Annotated in this window: 14 protein-coding genes; 9 read left to right on the top strand and 5 right to left on the bottom strand. The window is 64.4% G+C overall.

Features of this window, described 5'->3' with window-relative positions; all coding sequences use genetic code 11:
- Window positions 1-26: 26 nt before the first annotated feature.
- Window positions 27-641 (bottom strand): glutathione S-transferase N-terminal domain-containing protein, encoded by a 615-nt coding sequence (locus ACTJLC_RS05060; protein WP_440843299.1) that lies wholly within the window; start codon window positions 639-641, stop codon window positions 27-29.
- Window positions 642-802: 161 nt separating this feature from the next.
- Here ACTJLC_RS05060 and ACTJLC_RS05055 point away from each other — a divergent pair, with 161 nt between their 5' ends.
- Window positions 803-1,732, top strand: a complete 930-nt coding sequence (locus ACTJLC_RS05055; RefSeq protein ID WP_440843298.1) for a LysR substrate-binding domain-containing protein — start codon at window positions 803-805, stop codon at window positions 1,730-1,732.
- 53 nt (window positions 1,733-1,785) lie between these two features.
- Here ACTJLC_RS05055 and ACTJLC_RS05050 read toward each other — a convergent pair whose 3' ends face one another.
- Entirely contained in the window at window positions 1,786-2,181 is a 396-nt protein-coding gene (locus ACTJLC_RS05050; RefSeq protein ID WP_073428267.1) for an acyl-CoA thioesterase, read from the bottom strand.
- A 319-nt stretch (window positions 2,182-2,500) separates the two neighbouring features.
- Between ACTJLC_RS05050 and ACTJLC_RS05045 the strand changes: the two genes are divergently transcribed.
- Window positions 2,501-4,390 carry an ABCB family ABC transporter ATP-binding protein/permease gene (locus ACTJLC_RS05045; protein WP_440843297.1) on the top strand — a complete coding sequence of 630 codons (1,890 nt, stop codon included), beginning with the start codon at window positions 2,501-2,503 and terminating at the stop codon, window positions 4,388-4,390.
- A gap of 53 nt (window positions 4,391-4,443) precedes the next feature.
- Here the strand turns inward: ACTJLC_RS05045 and murU are convergent, their stop codons facing one another.
- Window positions 4,444-5,157: an N-acetylmuramate alpha-1-phosphate uridylyltransferase MurU gene (gene murU / locus ACTJLC_RS05040; protein ID WP_440843296.1), complete on the bottom strand. Its 714-nt coding sequence runs from the start codon at window positions 5,155-5,157 to the stop codon at window positions 4,444-4,446.
- 3 nt (window positions 5,158-5,160) lie between these two features.
- A complete protein-coding gene (locus ACTJLC_RS05035) occupies window positions 5,161-6,249 on the bottom strand; it encodes an aminoglycoside phosphotransferase family protein (RefSeq protein WP_114161879.1) in 1,089 nt (362 codons plus the stop codon).
- A 222-nt stretch (window positions 6,250-6,471) separates the two neighbouring features.
- Between ACTJLC_RS05035 and ACTJLC_RS05030 the strand changes: the two genes are divergently transcribed.
- From ACTJLC_RS05030 to rsmA, 4 genes are all read left to right on the top strand, one after another.
- Window positions 6,472-8,838 (top strand): LPS-assembly protein LptD, encoded by a 2,367-nt coding sequence (locus ACTJLC_RS05030; RefSeq protein WP_083084614.1) that lies wholly within the window; start codon window positions 6,472-6,474, stop codon window positions 8,836-8,838.
- Window positions 8,839-8,911: 73 nt separating this feature from the next.
- Window positions 8,912-10,276, top strand: coding sequence for a peptidylprolyl isomerase (locus tag ACTJLC_RS05025; protein ID WP_114161880.1), 1,365 nt, complete (start codon window positions 8,912-8,914; stop codon window positions 10,274-10,276).
- A 5-nt stretch (window positions 10,277-10,281) separates the two neighbouring features.
- Window positions 10,282-11,292 (top strand): 4-hydroxythreonine-4-phosphate dehydrogenase PdxA, encoded by a 1,011-nt coding sequence (pdxA, locus tag ACTJLC_RS05020; RefSeq protein ID WP_114161881.1) that lies wholly within the window; start codon window positions 10,282-10,284, stop codon window positions 11,290-11,292.
- A 96-nt stretch (window positions 11,293-11,388) separates the two neighbouring features.
- Complete coding sequence (gene rsmA / locus ACTJLC_RS05015) at window positions 11,389-12,261, top strand: 16S rRNA (adenine(1518)-N(6)/adenine(1519)-N(6))-dimethyltransferase RsmA (protein WP_114161882.1); 873 nt, start codon at window positions 11,389-11,391, stop codon at window positions 12,259-12,261.
- 93 nt (window positions 12,262-12,354) lie between these two features.
- Here rsmA and ACTJLC_RS05010 read toward each other — a convergent pair whose 3' ends face one another.
- Entirely contained in the window at window positions 12,355-13,290 is a 936-nt protein-coding gene (locus ACTJLC_RS05010) for a DMT family transporter (protein ID WP_114161883.1), read from the bottom strand.
- 287 nt (window positions 13,291-13,577) lie between these two features.
- Between ACTJLC_RS05010 and ACTJLC_RS05005 the strand changes: the two genes are divergently transcribed.
- The 3 genes from ACTJLC_RS05005 to ACTJLC_RS04995 all read left to right on the top strand — a co-directional run bounded on the left by ACTJLC_RS05005 (window position 13,578) and on the right by ACTJLC_RS04995 (window position 15,605).
- Window positions 13,578-14,699 (top strand): porin, encoded by a 1,122-nt coding sequence (locus ACTJLC_RS05005; protein WP_114161884.1) that lies wholly within the window; start codon window positions 13,578-13,580, stop codon window positions 14,697-14,699.
- Between the two features lie 87 nt (window positions 14,700-14,786).
- Window positions 14,787-15,173 carry a lactoylglutathione lyase gene (gene gloA / locus ACTJLC_RS05000; protein ID WP_073428257.1) on the top strand — a complete coding sequence of 129 codons (387 nt, stop codon included), beginning with the start codon at window positions 14,787-14,789 and terminating at the stop codon, window positions 15,171-15,173.
- A gap of 33 nt (window positions 15,174-15,206) precedes the next feature.
- Complete coding sequence (locus ACTJLC_RS04995; RefSeq protein WP_073428256.1) at window positions 15,207-15,605, top strand: DUF4440 domain-containing protein; 399 nt, start codon at window positions 15,207-15,209, stop codon at window positions 15,603-15,605.

The raw sequence follows: 15,605 nt of genomic DNA, 5'->3' as shown, positions 1-15,605 counted from the left end.
CGGTCGAGCGCTCGCGCGCCACACGCTCACACCGGGGGCGTGCTCACGAATTCCGGCAGTTGCTCGGCGCGCGCGGCGAACGCCTGCAAGCGCGGATGGTCCGCTGCGCTGACGATCTGCGGCAACATCATCTGCGTGAAACGCCAGGCCACGGCCACCGTGACGTCGGCCGCGCCGAAGTGATCGGCCTCGATCGGCAGCGGTGCCGCCGCCACTTCCTGCTCGAGTTCGCCGTAGGCCGCGAGAATTTGCGAGCGCACGCGCTCCATCCAGGGCTCATGCTGCTTATCCGCCGGGCGCAGATTGCGTTCGTAGACGATCTGCACGGTCTTGTCGCACGCGGCAAGCGCGAGCCCCGTCAGACGGGCGGCGCGCAGGCAGGCGTCCGGGCGCGACGGAAAGAGCCGTTGCTCCGGTCCGGCGAGCGTCGCGAGGTACTGAAGAATCACCGTCGAATCCATCACGCTCTGGCCGTTGTCGGCGATCAGCGTGGGCGCCTTGACGACCGGGTTGATTTTCGCGAACTGGTCGTAGGTGCTGAACACGGAGATCGACTGGTGCTCGAAGTCGAGCTTCAGCAATTTGAGGCAGATCGCGACGCGGCGCACGTAAGGCGAATCGAGCATTCCGATCAGTTTCATCGCATTTCCCGTTAGAGGATCTATCATTGCGCGCCTCGGTTCGCGGCACGGCGGCTAGCCGGTCAGCAGCGGTGACGGTGGCGCATCGAACCGATAGCTTAAGCATCTCTTCGCGCCAAAAAAAGCGACATTATTCGACGGTTTACGTCAGAATTTCTTACATGAAACCCATCCCGCCTTTAACCGCGCTTCGCTGCTTCGAAGCCGTCGCCCGCTTGGGCGGCGTGACTCAGGCCGCGCGCGAGTTGCATGTCACGCATTCGGCGGTGAGCCAGCAAATCAAGGTGCTGGAAGAGTCGATGGGGGTCGCGCTGTTCGTGCGCGAGGCGCGCGGCCTGCGGCTCACCGAGGAAGGACGTTTCTACGCGCTCGAAATCCGCGCGGCGCTGCGCGACATCACGCAAGCCACGCGCCGCGCGGAGGCGCGTCCGCACGAAAGCGAACTGGTGATCGCGACCTTGCCGTCGTTCGCGCAACATTGGCTCGTGCCGCGTCTCGCGAGCTTTCGCCATGCGCATCCTTACTATCGGGTCCGTTTGCTGACGAGTTTGCAGATCGAGGACTTGCGCCAGGGCGTGAGCGACGTCGGCATTCGCATGGGCCAGGGGCACTGGCCGGATGTCGCGCAACAGAAACTGTTCGACGACGAGATGGTGGTGGTTGCCGCGCCGCATTTCGCGCTCGCGCCGCACGGCCGCTTTCCTGTCAGCGCCGAGGACGTGATCGCCTGCCCGCTGATTTCAAGCCCCGACGCGCCGTGGGCGCCGTGGTGTCAAGCGGCCGGGGTGGCGGAGCCGGACGCCGAAGCGGTGGTGCTGTCGTCGAACGATTCGAACGTCGTTCTCGGTGCAGTCCTGCTCGGGCAGGGCGTGGCGCTCGAACGGCGCAGCCTGGTCGCGCATGCGCTGGCGCGCGGCGAACTGGTGCAGATCACTGAGATTCGCGTGCCCTACCGGTATCCGTATTGGCTGGTGTGGCAGCAGCGCGAAACCCTCGATGCCAGGCAGGCGCATTTCGCGCAGTGGATCGAAGGGCAGGTCGACGCCTATTTGCGTGACAGCGGCTCGCCTTTGTCGATTGCCGCGAAGTAGCTTCGCGCTTCGCGCGCTGGTTCGTGCAGCGCGAGCCTCTTTGCGCGAGCCGCTCAGTCCAGCACCGGCAGCGCGCGCGGACGGCGGTCGCTGTCGGTGGCGACGTAGGTCAGGGTCGCCTCGGTCACCTTCACGACATCTTGCGTCAGGCTCATACGCTGCGCGTAGACCTCGACCGACACCGTCACCGACGTGTTGCCCGTCTTGACGATATCCGCGTAAAAACTCAGCAGATCGCCGACGAACACCGGCTGCTTGAACACGAACGAATTGACCGCGATGGTGGCGACCCGCCCGTTGGCGCGGCGGCTTGCCGGAATGGAGCCGGCTATGTCCACCTGAGCCATGATCCAGCCGCCGAACACGTCGCCGTGGACATTCGCGTCCGACGGCTGCGGCACGACGCGCAGCGCGCAAGGCTTTTGCGGGAGTTGCGGAAGATCGGTCATCGGGACACCCTTGAAAACGTATGTGGCTCGGTCGGCTCGACCGGCAGGCGGGGATTCACGACAACGGTACGACACGGCCGTGGGGCACGACCGCGCGGCCAACGTGAACGATGGGCCGGACAACCCGTGGAAAGCGGCGCCAGCCGGCTTCTGCGACAATGGAAAGACTAGGAATTGTACGGGAAAGCGCCCAGCCGGGTCGCGCGACAAAAACCAGTGTGACGGGCCGGGAGGCCGCGTCCGCTGGGTCACTCAAGTGTCGTCGCGCGCGCCGTTCGCTGCGAACTCCGTCGCTTCCACCCTCTCCCCAGCCGATCCCATGCGCCGCACGCCCTCGTCCGAACCCTCGCCGATTTCCACCCAGCCGCGCAACGACTGGCAGACGATCCTGTCGCTGCTGCCGTATCTCGCCACCTACAAATGGCGCGTCGCGTTCGCGCTGAGTTGCCTGATCGGCGCGAAGATCGCCAACCTCGGCGTGCCGATCGTGATGAAGCGGATCGTCGACAATCTCGCCTCGGTGCAGCATCTCACCGCGCTCGGCCGCGCGCAGGATTCGCCGGGTATCGTGCTGCTGGGCGGCGTCGGCTTGCTGGTGGTCGCGTATGCGGTGGTGCGGCTCTCCACCTCGCTCTTCACCGAGTTGCGCGAGATCCTGTTTTCGAAAGTGACCGAAAGCGCGGTGCGCCAACTTGCGCTGAAGGTGTTCCGCCATTTGCATGCGCTGTCGCTGCGGTTCCATCTGGAACGGCAGACGGGCGGCATGTCGCGCGACATCGAGCGTGGCACGCGCGGCATCACGCAACTCATTTCGTATTCGCTGTACAGCATTCTGCCGACGCTCGTCGAAGTCGGTCTCGTGCTTGGGTTTTTTGTCGTCAAATACGAGGCGTATTACGCGGTGGTCACGTTCATCGCGCTCGCCGTGTACATCGTTTTCACGGTGAAGGTCACCGAATGGCGCACGCATTTTCGCCGCACGATGAACGATCTCGATTCGAAGGCGAACTCGCGCGCGATCGATTCGCTGCTCAACTACGAGACCGTGAAGTACTTCGGCAACGAAGAGTGGGAAGCGCAACGCTACGACGAAAACCTCAAGCGCTACCGCACGGCGGCGATCAAGTCGCAGCGCTCGCTGTCGGCGCTGAATTTCGGTCAGCAGGCGATCATCGGCACGGGGCTCGTGTTCATTCTGTGGCGCGCGACCGAGGGCGTGATGGCCGGGCGCCTCACGCTCGGCGATCTGGTGCTGATCAACACGTTCATGTTGCAGCTCTATATTCCGCTGAATTTTCTCGGCGTCGTGTATCGGGAACTGAAGCAAAGTCTCACCGACATGGACCGCATGTTCACGCTGCTCGGCGCCGCGCGGGAAGTGCCCGATCTGCCGGACGCGCCGGCGTTGAAGGTGAGCGGCGCGCAAGTGCGCTTCGAGCATGTGAACTTCGCGTATGAGCCGGCGCGGCAGATTCTGCACGACGTGAGTTTCACGATTCCCGCCGGCACCACCACGGCGGTGGTCGGTCATAGCGGCTCGGGCAAATCCACGCTCGCACGGTTGATGTTCCGCTTCTACGATCTGGACCGCGCGACGGGTGGCGCGATCACCATCGACGGTCAGGACATTCGCGACGTCACGCAGGATTCGCTGCGCGCGTCGATCGGCATCGTGCCGCAGGACACCGTGCTGTTCAACGACTCGATCTACTACAACATCGCTTATGGCCGCCCGTCGGCGGCACGCGAGGAAGTGATCGCGGCGGCGCGCGCGGCGCACATTCACGAATTCATCGAAGGCTTGCCGAAAGGGTATGAGACGCCGGTCGGCGAGCGCGGGTTGAAACTGTCGGGCGGCGAGAAGCAGCGGGTCGCGATTGCGCGGACCATCCTCAAGAATCCGCCGATCCTGCTGTTCGACGAAGCGACCTCCGCGCTCGATTCACGTTCGGAGCGCGCCATTCAGCACGAACTCGACCAGATCGCCCGCGAGCGCACGACGCTGATCATCGCGCACCGGTTGTCGACGGTGGTGCACGCACAGCAGATCATCGTGATGGATAGAGGGCGGATCGTCGAGCGCGGCACGCACGCCGAATTGCTGCTCGCGAACGGCCTGTTCGCGCAGATGTGGGCGTTGCAGCAGCAACGCGCGGCGGAGACGCCGGAAACGGTGAGCGCGATCGACGCGGGCGAAGGCGGGCGTTGATTTACTGCTTTCCGGTGCGGGCTTCTCAGCGCCCGCTTTTCAGCGAGTATTTCTCAGCGCCTGTTCAAACGCTCATCCAACTCGTGCAACTGCGCCGGCGTGCCGACGTTTTCCCACAAGCCTTCGAATAACTCGCCGCTCGCGAGGCCGCGCGCGATCGTCTCGCGGTAGTACGGCCTGAGCGCGCGCCGCGTGCCGCGCGGCAGATCGCGAAACATGCGCGTGTCGTAAAGGCCGATATTGCCGAACGTGAAGCGCGGCTGTGCATCGAGCGAGAGCGCGCCGTCGACCAAACCGAAGTCGCCTGCCGGATGAAACGCCGGGTTCGGCACCATCACCAGATGCATGCCCGGCTCAGGCATTGCCGCGAGCCGGGCAGCCGGTGCGTTCAACGCGGCGTAATCGTAATCGGCGTATACGTCACCGCTGACCGCGACGAATACTTCGCTAGCGCCGTGCTCTTCGAGCAGCGGCAAGGCCTGCACGATTCCGCCCGCCGTTTCCAGCGCTTCGTGCTCGGCCGAATAGCGCAACTGGACATGCCAGCCCGAGCCGTCGCCGAGCGCGGCTTCGATCCGCTCGCCGAGCCACGCATGGTTGATCACGATGGTTTGAAAGCCGGCGCTCGCGAGCCGTTCGATCTGCCACACGATCAGCGGCTTGCCGCCCACCTCGAGTAAAGGCTTGGGGCACGCGTCGGTCAACGGACGCATGCGTTCGCCGCGGCCCGCGGCGAAAATCATCGCTTTCTTCAGGGGCATCGTCATTGGTCAGAAGGTGTAGCCCACTTCATTCGCGCGGCCTTCGAGATCGTCGAGCAGCTTCGCGAACGGACGCAGCGGCGCATAGCGTTCAGCCACCTTGCGCGCATAGCCGATGAAACGCGGCAGATCTTTCATGTAATGCGGCTTGCTGTCGCGATAGTTGATCCGGCAGAACAGGCCCAGCACCTTGATGTGCCGTTGCAGGCCCATCCATTCGAGCTGGCGGTAGAACTCGCCGAAGTCGGGGTCGACCGGCAGGCCGGCTTTTTTCGCGCGCTCCCAGTAGTACACGAAGCAATCCAGTTCGAACTCTTCGTCCCAACTGAGAAACGCGTCGCGCAGCAGCGAGGCCACGTCGTAGGTGATCGGACCGTACACCGCGTCCTGGAAGTCGAGCACGCCCGGATTGGGTTCCGCGATCATCAGATTGCGCGGCATGAAATCGCGCAGCATGAACACTTGCGGCTGCGCCCGCGCGCTCGCGATCAGCAGCGCGAAGGTGCGATCGAGCAGCCCGCGGGTTTTTTCGTCGACCTCGCGACCCAGGTGCCGGGCGATGAACCATTCCGGCATCAACTCCATCTCGCGGCGCAGGAAGGCTTCGTCGAATGGCGGCAGCACGTTTTCACGCGACGTGAGCTGCCAGCGGATCAGCGCGTCGAGGGCGTCGCGCATCAGCGTGCGGGCGCGGCGCGGCGCGTTGGTGTCTTGCGCGTCGCGCGCATCGTCTTGCGCGCCGGTCAGCGCGCTCAGATAAGAGTCGGTGCCCAGATCGGTGACGAGCATGAACCCGGCCTCCAGATCGAGCTCCAGCACGCGCGGCACATGCACGCCGGCCGCATCGAGCAACTGCGCGATCTGCGCGAACTCGCGGCACTTTTCGGGGGGAGGCGCATCGACGGCGATCAGCGTGCCGATGTCGTCGCCTTCCGCCGCCTTACCGGCGAGCCGGAAATAGCGGCGAAAACTGGCGTCGGACGAGGCCGGGGCAAGCGTCTCCAGCACGAGCGCATAGCGCGCCGCATGGCCGTGCAGCCAGGCCTTGAGCAGTTCGAGGCGGGTATCTGTGAAGTCTTTGGAAGGGGGCAGCGTCATGAAAACCGGCGGCAAATTCAGGGGGGCAACGTCTTGCCATATAATACCCCACGACTTTTTTGACGCGACTCACGCCAGCTTTTCGCGTATTCCGCTTTGCCGCCCGCCTCACCGTTCGACCGATTGTAAATTTGATGTGCAGCCGACTGTCACGGTCGTGGTGCGCAGGCGGTGGATCGTGACTACGAAAGCTGACGGACGGGCCGATTCGCCAAACGATACATGCCGCCTAGACAGCTTTCCCATACGATTCCCTCTTGTGCCTTAGTGCCACGCAAAAGGCGGCTCGTCGCGGCGTTGATCGCCGTTCCGGGCCTGATGCCCGCGCTTGCGCACGCCCAGTTGGTTGGGGAAGCCGCGCAGCCGCAATCGATCGACGCACCTTGGGGCATGCGGCTCGCCCCGCAGCTCGAAGAACACCCGTTGCCGGCTGGCCAGAAGCCGGCCACGTTCGTGCTTGGCGACAGCACCAGCGGCACGACGGACCAGGACATGGCCGCCAAGGGCTCGGCCGAAGTGCGCCGCAATACCGCGGTGATCAAGGCCGACGCGCTGCATTACGACCAGGACACCGACATGGCCGACGCATACGGCCAGGTTCGCGTGATCAACAACGGCAACTCGTTCGCCGGACCGGAAGCGCATCTGCGTGTGGATTCGAGCGAAGGCTACATGTCCGCGCCGAAGTACCGCTTCAACATCACGGGCGGCTCGGGCAGCGCGGAGCGCGTCGATCTGCTCGACAACGAGCGCTCGGTATTTACGAAGGGCACCTACACCGCCTGCGCGTGCGCGGACGATCCCGCCTGGTACATCAAGGGCAGCGAATTCGATTTCGACACCGGCGCGGACGAAGGCGTCGCCTATAACAGCGTGCTGTTCTTCCAGGGCTTGCCGGTATTCGCGTCGCCGTGGCTGTCGTTCCCGCTTTCGGGCGCGCGGCGCAGCGGCATCTTGCCGCCCACCTTCTCGCTGAGTTCGTCGAACGGCTTCGAACTGTCGGTGCCGTATTACTTCAATATCGCGCCCAATCGCGATCTGACGATCACGCCGCGTGTGATCTCGAAGCGCGGCGTGCAGGTGCAGTCCACGTTCCGTTATCTGTCGCCCACCTACGCGGGCTCGATCACCGGCGAATTCCTGCCCAACGACCGGCTCACGCGGACCAACCGCTACGCGCTGTACATTCAGCACAACCAGAACTTCGGCAACGGGTTCGGCGGCTACATCTACTACAACAAGGTCTCGGACAACACGTATCCGGAAGACCTGTCGTCGTCGGTCAATCAGTTCATGAACGGCACCCAGCTCCTGTATCAACAGGAAGCCGGGTTGACGTACAACAACGGTCCGTGGTCGGTGCTCGCGCGCGAACAGCACTGGCAGACGCTGACGCCGTCCATCGCGCCGTATGGCCGCGAGCCGCAGTTGAACGTGAAGTACGCGAAGTACAACGTCGGCGGCTTCGACTTCGGCGCGGAAGCCGACTACACGAATTTCCGCATCACCACCCAGGACATGACGCAAGGTCAGCGGGTGATGTTCAACCCGTACCTCTCGTATTCGGTGGTCGGGCCGGGCTACTTCGTCACGCCGAAGGTGCAATGGCACTTCGCGTCGTACAACCTGAACAACATTTCGAACGACGTGCCGGCTGGCACGCCGAAGAACTTCAACGAATCGATCCCCACGCTCACCTTCGACACGGGGCTGATTTTCGACCGTTCGGTGCGCCTCTTCGGCCAGGATTACATTCAGACGCTCGAGCCGCGGCTGTACTACGTGTACACGCCGTATCGCAACCAGGCGTCGGCGCCGCTGTTCGACACGGCCGATTCCGACTTCGGGCTGGCGGAGATTTTCACGCCGAACACCTTCGTCGGCAACGACCGGATCGCGGACGCGAACCGTCTGACCGCGGCCATCACCACGCGCTTCATCAATCCGGCCACCGGCGACGAACGCGCGCGCTTCGTGCTCGCGCAGCAGTACTATTTCCAGGACCAGCGGGTCACGCTGCTGCCGAATCAGACCAGCACGCAGGCCACGCATTCGGACCTGATCGCGGGGGCGTCGATCAAGCTCGGCGCCGGTTTCGCTTCGGAAACCGCGTTCCAATATAATGCCGACAACAACCAGTTGGTGAAGACGAGCATCGGCTTCGGGTTCAGTCCGGGCACCAACAGGGTGATCAACGTCGCGTATCGCTACACGCGCGCGAACACCACGCTGGACAACCAGCCGATCAACCAGGTGCTGATTTCGGGGCAATGGCCGCTGTCGCACCGGGTGTACGGCGTGGGCCGTTTCAATTACGACCTCGGCGGGCATCGGATCGTCGACGGCCTGGTCGGGCTGCAATACGACGCCGACTGCTGGACGCTCGGCGCCGGGATTCAGCGTTATGCGAACGGTCTGAACACGTCGTCGCAGCATCAGTCGAGCACGCGGTTTCTCGCGCAGTTGACGTTCAAGGGCTTGTCGACCGTCGACAACGGGCTGATGACCGCTTTCCGCAACAGCGTGGCGGGTTACACGCCGTTGCCGCCGCCGCCGCCGCCGGAAGCGCGCTTCACCAATTACGAATGACGCTGGTCCGACAGCGGTCGTTTATAGAATGCGAAAAGACGGGCCAGGCGCGCCCGACATCATTGGAGTATCTGTGGCAATCATGAAAAAGCTTCGCTTGGCAACACTCGCGGCCGGTCTTGCCGCCGCGGCGTCTTTCCTGTCGGTTGCGCCGGTGCAGGCGCAGGCGCTGAACGGCGGTCGCGGTCAGACGGTCGACACCATCGCCGCAGTGGTCAACAACGGTGTCATCACGCGGCGCGAACTCGACGAGCGCACGAGCCTGATCACGCGCCGGCTGAATCAGCAGAACGCGCCCCTTCCGCCGACGGACCAGCTGCGCCAGCAGGTGCTCAACCAGATGGTGCTCGAACGCATCCAACTGCAAAAAGCGAAAGAAGACGGCATCAACATCGACGACGCCACCGTGCAAAAAACGCTCGAGCGGCTCGCCCAGGCGAACAACCTCACGCTCGACACCTATCGCGCGCGCATCGAGGCGCAAGGCGTGCCCTGGACCACCTTCACCAGCGACGCGCGCACCGAGCTCACGCTCTCGCGTCTGCGTGAGAAGGAAGTGGACAGCAAGGTCACGGTCTCGGACGCCGAGGTCGCGAACTACATCGCCAGTCAGCGTGGCCCGAACGCCGGCCTGACGAGCGACCTGCATATGCAGCACATTTTCCTGAAGGCGCCGCTCAACGCGTCGGAAACCGACATCGAGGCGGCGCAGAAAAAGGCCCAGGCGCTGCTCGCCGAAGCCAAGGGCGGCGCCAACTTCGAAAAGCTGGCGAAGTCGAATTCGCAGGCGCCCGATGCGTCGAAGGGCGGCGATACCGGTTTCGTGTCGCCTTCCAAGCTGCCGCCTGAGTTCGTCAAGGCGGCCTCCGCGCTGCGCCCCGGTCAGGTCAATGCCGATCTGATCCGCACCAACGACGGTTTCGAAATCGTGCGCCTCGTCGAGCGCCGCGCGGGTCAAGGCGCCGGCTCGGCGGATGCCGTCAAGCTCGTGCAAACGCACGTGCGCCACATTCTGCTGCGCGTCGGCGACGGCATGTCGGAGCCGCAAGCGCGTCAGAAGCTGCTCGAGATCAAGAACCAGATCGCCGCGGGCGGCGACTTCGCCAAGTTCGCGCACACCTACTCGCAAGACGGTTCGTCGTCGCAAGGCGGCGACCTCGGCTGGATCAGCCCCGGCGAGACGGTGCCGGACTTCGAGCGCGCGATGAACAGCCTGCAGGACGGCCAGATCAGCGACCCGGTCCGCAGCGAATACGGCTACCATCTGATTCAGGTGCTGGGCCGCCGCGAATCGGAAGGCTCGGCCGCGCAGCAGATGGACCTGGCGCGTCAGGCAATCGGCCAGCGCAAGGCGGAACAGGCCTACGCCGACTGGCTGCGCGAATTGCGCGACACCGCCTACGTGGAAGTGAAGCCGAACCTCTCGGCTTTGCCATAAGCATCATGACAAGCGCCGCGCCGTCCGCCAGCCTTCCGTTGCAGATCGCCATCACGACCGGCGAGCCCGCGGGCGTCGGCCCCGAGCTGACGGCGCAGGCGCTGGCCGGCGCGGCAACCCATTGGCCCGGCGCGGAGTTCACCGTGCTGGGCGATGCGGCTTTGCTCGCCGACCGCGCGCGCGCGGTCGGCGTCGACTGGGCCGCGTTGTTGGCGCACGGCAAGCGCGTGCAGGTGCAGCACCGGCCGCTCGGCGCACCTTCGCAGGCGGGCAAGCTGAACGCGGCCAATGGCCGCTACGTGCTCGATCTGCTCGATAGCGCGATCGACGGCGCGATGGCCGGCACCTTCGACGCGATCGTCACCGCGCCGCTGCAAAAAAGCACCATCAACGACGCCGGCGTGCCGTTCACCGGCCACACCGAATATCTGGCCGAACGCGCCCACACGCCGCGCGTGGTGATGATGCTGGCCGGCACCGGCAAGCGTCCGCTGCGCGTCGCGCTGGCTACCACGCATCTGCCGCTCAAGGACGTCTCCGCCGCGCTGTCGGTCGAGGGCATCGTCGAGACCTTGCGCATCGTCGATCACGACTTGCGCCACCATTTCGGCTTGCCCGCGCCGCGCATTCTCGTGACGGGGTTGAACCCGCACGCGGGTGAAAACGGTTATCTCGGCCGCGAGGAAATCGACGTCATCGCGCCGGCGCTGAAGCTCGTGAATGACCAGGGCATCGACGCGCGCGGGCCCTATCCGGCCGACACGCTGTTCCAGCCGCGTTACCTGGACGAGGCCGACTGCGTGCTCGCGATGTTCCACGATCAAGGCCTGCCGGTGCTGAAATACGCGACTTTCGGCGAAGGCATCAACATCACGCTCGGCTTGCCGATCATCCGCACCTCGGTCGATCACGGCACCGCGCTCGATCTGGCCGGCACCGGTCGCGCCGACGCGGGCAGCCTGATCGCCGCGATCGATACGGCGGTGTCGATGGCGCAGCACCGCCGCGCGGGCTGATTCGGCGGCTTGCTGCGCGCGGCCCGTCGTTGCGGGCTCGGCATGCGTCGAGCGTGCTCTTTTTCTCAAGCAGTTCTCTTTCTTAGCGTTTCTTCGATGTCCACCAGCAGACAGCAACAGGGCCGGCACCAAGGTCATATCGCACGCAAGCGTTTCGGTCAGAACTTCCTGGTCGACATGGGCGTGATCGATTCGATCGTCGACGTCATCCGGCCGCGGCGCGGCGAACGCATGGTCGAGATTGGCCCGGGTCTCGGCGCGCTCACCGAACCGCTGATCGAACGTCTAGCGACGCCCGAGTCGCCGTTGCACGCCGTCGAACTCGACCGCGATCTGATCGGGCGTCTCAAGACGAAATTCGGCGACCTGCTGCAACTGCATGCGGGCGACGCGCTCGCCTTCGACTTCGGCTCGCTGGCCGCGCCCGGAGATAAAGCGTCGCTGCGCATCGTCGGCAATCTGCCGTACAACATTTCGAGCCCGCTGCTGTTTCATCTGACCGCGTTCGCGCAGCGCGTCATCGATCAGCACTTCATGCTGCAGAACGAAGTCGTCGAGCGGATGGTGGCGGAGCCGGGCACCAAGGCGTTCGGCCGTCTTTCGGTGATGCTGCAATACCGTTACGTGATCGACAAGCAGCTCGACGTGCCGCCCGAAGCCTTCAATCCGCCGCCCAAGGTCGACTCGGCGATCGTGCGGATGATTCCCTACGAACTGCATGAACTGCCGGCCGTGAACGAGCGCGTGCTCGGCGAAGTGGTGACGGCGGCGTTCTCGCAGCGCCGCAAGATGCTGCGCAACACGTTGGGCGCGTTTCGCGATTCGGTGGACTTCGACGCGCTCGGCTTCGATTTGCAGCGTCGCGCGGAAGATGTGCCGGTTGCCGAATATGTGCGCGTGGCGCAGGTGGTTCAGGCGCTGCCGTCGCGCGGCGCGGCAGCCGGTGGGAGCGACGCGGACGAAGCTTGAGTCGACGCGTGCCGTGTCTGTCAGTCACAAACAGGTTCGTTCGAACGAGGCGCGCCATGCGCTTGCCGGCGCATCTGAAAATCTCCTCAGCCCTTAACCGGCAACCCGTTTTGCCGGCGCGTTGACGAGCGCAATGCCGGTCAATACCAGCATCGCCGCCATCAGAAAGCGCAGGCTGAACGATTCGCCCAGCAACAGCACGCCGAAGGTCACGCCGAACAGCGGCGTCAGGAACGAGAACACCGACAGGCGCGATGCGCTATACCGCGTCAACAACCAGAACCACACCAGATAGCTGACGAACGCGACCACCACCGCCTGATACGCGAGGCTCATCACGGCCAGCGGCGTGACGGCTTCGACGCGCGCCTGGCCGAGTCCCAGCGCTAGCGCGAGCAGCACCACCGCCGACACCGTCAGTTGATAGAACAGCGTCTTGCTGGCGCTCGATTGCGCGAGACGCGTGGCGCGCACGACCACCGTGGTCGCGGCCCAGGCGACGCCGGCCAGCACGCCGAGCGCGTCGCCGGCGACCCCTCGCAGCGTCGAGCCCTGCGCCGGATGGCCGTGCAGAAAGCCGTCCGCGAACGCCAGCGTCATGCCCGCGAACGCCGCGAAGATGCCGACCCACTGAATCCGCCGCATGCGCTCGCCGTCGACGAACCAGTGCAGGCCGAGCGCCGTGAAGCAGGGCGCGGTGTACAGAAAGACCGCCATGCGCGACGCGCTGGTCAGCGTCAGACCGAGAAAAATGCACACGAATTCGCCGGCGAACAGCACGCCCGCGAACAGGCCGGCGGCGAGCGTGCCGTCGTCGCGAAAGAGCGGCGTGCCGCGCGAACGCGCCCAGCCCCACACCAGCACGGCGGCGATCGCCGAGCGCAAGCCCGCCTGAAAGAGCGGCGGCAGCGCCGCGTTGGTGCTCTTGATCGCGACTTGCTGGAGTCCCCAGATCGCGCACAAACCGATCATCAGCACGATCGCGAAGCTATCGGGGGCGCGGCGCGCGGGCAGGGCGGTAGTGCTCATGGGGGGATGGCCATATGAAGGGTCGGTGATTGCTGGCCGTACGATAACAAACCTGCCCGCCGAGCTTCGCGATGACCCCACCGCCCGCGCGTGCTTCGTTCTTCGCCGCCCACGATTCGCGGACTTAACAACACCCACGTCACACTAATTTCTTACCGTTGCCGTTTCGCGCTAAGGTTGCGCCACATGCGTTTCGTCGGGTGGACCGTGCGTGTGATGAGTCGATTCGTGCCGCCAAAACAGACGAACCGTATCCGCACAATGCGGAACCCGGACGAGGAGACGAGATGAGCAAGGCAAGGAGGTGGACGGCGATCGTGATGCCCGCGGCGCTGGCGTCGTTGGCTTGCCCGATGGCGCAGGCTCAGTCCAGTGTGACGCTGTACGGCGTGGTCGACGAAAGCGTGCGTTATCTGACCCACGCCAACAAGGCCGGCGATTCGTCGCTCGGGCTCGGCGCCGGCGGCATGACGGAGAGCCGCTGGGGGCTCAAGGGCGTCGAGGACCTGGGCGGCGGCTGGTCGACTTTCTTCAAGCTGGAAAACCGTTTTTATATCAACGGCGGGCAGAGCGACCCCACCTTGCCGTTCTTCAACGAAGCACAAGTGGGCATCCGCTCGAATGTTTATGGCCAGGTGATCATTGGGCGTCAGTACAACCTGATGATCGAAGGCATTTCGGTGGCCGGCTACGGCAGCAATCTCTGGATCCCCTACGATTTCAGCTTCCAGCCGGAAGTGACGATGACCGGCGGTATCTGGACCAGCAACCAGGTGCAGTATCAGGCGCGATATAACGGCTTCAATTTCGCCGCGGGCTACGCGTTCGGCGGCAACGCGGGCAATTCATACGGCAGCCAGATCGGCGCGGCCGCGGCTTATGCGCCGGCGGGCGGTCTGTTCAGCATTGGCGGCGCCTATGAAGTATCGAAGGATTCGGTCAACGGCTCGTCCGCCACGGCATGGACCTTCGGCGGCTCGTACACGTGGAACAAGACCCGCTTTTCCGCAGGCTATATCGTCAATCAGAACGACGCCGGCTTTTCGACGTTCGCCAACGGGCCGTTCTCCGCGGCCGCGCTCGTGGCGCTGAAGTACACGGACTTTTCGCGGCGCCGCATGATCATGGGCGGCATCACGCAGCAAGTCGGCAATGCATGGCACCTCGCCGCGAACGTGTGGCGCACGCTGCAGGACGGCAAGCGCGCCGCGCAGGACGGCTCCGCCTGGCAGTATCAACTGGTCGCCGACTACGACCTCTCGAAGCGCACCGACGTCTATCTGGAAGGCGATTACTCGCTCTATCGGGGCGGTCTGATCGGCGCGCAACTGCAAGGCGTGAACGGCGCGGGACTCGCGCAGAAGGGCACGCAGATCGGCTTGATGGCGGGCGTGCGGCATCGGTTCTGAGCACGCCTCGCGGCGTGTGGCGCGCTGCAGCGCCGCGTGATTCCGGGTACATTGACGGTCTCCATATCACGCAACAGGGAGTGCACAATGCGCCTGCTTCACACCATGCTCCGGGTCGGCGACCTGGACCGTTCCATCGCTTTCTATACCGAACTCCTCGGCATGAAACTGCTGCGCCGTGACGACTATCCCGACGGCAAATTCACGCTGGCCTTCGTCGGCTACACGGACGAGCGCGACGGCACGGTCATCGAACTGACGCACAACTGGGACACCCCGTCCTACGATCTCGGCAACGGTTTCGGGCATCTGGCCGTCGAGGTTGAAGATGCGTATGCCGCATGCGAAAAGATCAAGGCCCAGGGCGGCAACGTCGTGCGCGAAGCGGGCCCGATGAAGCACGGCACCACGGTGATCGCGTTCGTGACGGACCCGGACGGCTATAAGATCGAGTTCATCCAGAAGAAGAAATGACGTAAGACACGCGTCCCTGGCCGAGATCGGGCAATGAATAACAGCAATCCCTACTTCAAGGAACTCGACGACATCCACGTCGAAATCGAGGCTCTGTTCGACGGCTCAGCGGATGACGGTGCGCTCGAGCGCATCATGGCGCGTTTCGCCGAGCCATTCACGTTGATCATGCCGTCCGGTCTCGTGCTGGATCACGCCGCGTTGCGCGAGACCTTCGCGAAGCTGCGCGGCGCGCGTCCCGGCTCGCGGATCAGCATCCGCGATAGAGAGATCGTCGCCGACTATCCGTCGGGCGCGGTGGTGAAATATCGGGAGTATCAGCGCGACAACGCGGGCAACGCGAACGTGCGGCGCTCCACGGCGGTGATGAACCTCGACGCGCACGGCAGGGTGACGTGGCGCCATTTGCAGGAAACGTTCTGCACTGAGTGA

The organism is Paraburkholderia sp. 22099 (assembly GCF_052045835.1).
In the GTDB taxonomy this organism is placed as follows: domain Bacteria; phylum Pseudomonadota; class Gammaproteobacteria; order Burkholderiales; family Burkholderiaceae; genus Paraburkholderia; species Paraburkholderia terricola.
This window is presented reverse-complemented; position numbering and strand designations above follow the sequence as displayed.

Coding starts and splice junctions, on each gene's coding strand:
- ACTJLC_RS05060 (WP_440843299.1), bottom strand. CDS start 641: ATGAAACTGATCGGAATGCTCGATTCGCCTTACGTGCGCCGCGTCGCG.
- ACTJLC_RS05055 (WP_440843298.1), top strand. CDS start 803: ATGAAACCCATCCCGCCTTTAACCGCGCTTCGCTGCTTCGAAGCCGTC.
- ACTJLC_RS05050 (WP_073428267.1), bottom strand. CDS start 2,181: ATGACCGATCTTCCGCAACTCCCGCAAAAGCCTTGCGCGCTGCGCGTC.
- ACTJLC_RS05045 (WP_440843297.1), top strand. CDS start 2,501: ATGCGCCGCACGCCCTCGTCCGAACCCTCGCCGATTTCCACCCAGCCG.
- murU (WP_440843296.1), bottom strand. CDS start 5,157: ATGACGATGCCCCTGAAGAAAGCGATGATTTTCGCCGCGGGCCGCGGC.
- ACTJLC_RS05035 (WP_114161879.1), bottom strand. CDS start 6,249: ATGACGCTGCCCCCTTCCAAAGACTTCACAGATACCCGCCTCGAACTG.
- ACTJLC_RS05030 (WP_083084614.1), top strand. CDS start 6,472: ATGCCGCCTAGACAGCTTTCCCATACGATTCCCTCTTGTGCCTTAGTG.
- pdxA (WP_114161881.1), top strand. CDS start 10,282: ATGACAAGCGCCGCGCCGTCCGCCAGCCTTCCGTTGCAGATCGCCATC.
- rsmA (WP_114161882.1), top strand. CDS start 11,389: ATGTCCACCAGCAGACAGCAACAGGGCCGGCACCAAGGTCATATCGCA.
- ACTJLC_RS05010 (WP_114161883.1), bottom strand. CDS start 13,290: ATGAGCACTACCGCCCTGCCCGCGCGCCGCGCCCCCGATAGCTTCGCG.
- ACTJLC_RS05005 (WP_114161884.1), top strand. CDS start 13,578: ATGAGCAAGGCAAGGAGGTGGACGGCGATCGTGATGCCCGCGGCGCTG.
- gloA (WP_073428257.1), top strand. CDS start 14,787: ATGCGCCTGCTTCACACCATGCTCCGGGTCGGCGACCTGGACCGTTCC.
- ACTJLC_RS04995 (WP_073428256.1), top strand. CDS start 15,207: ATGAATAACAGCAATCCCTACTTCAAGGAACTCGACGACATCCACGTC.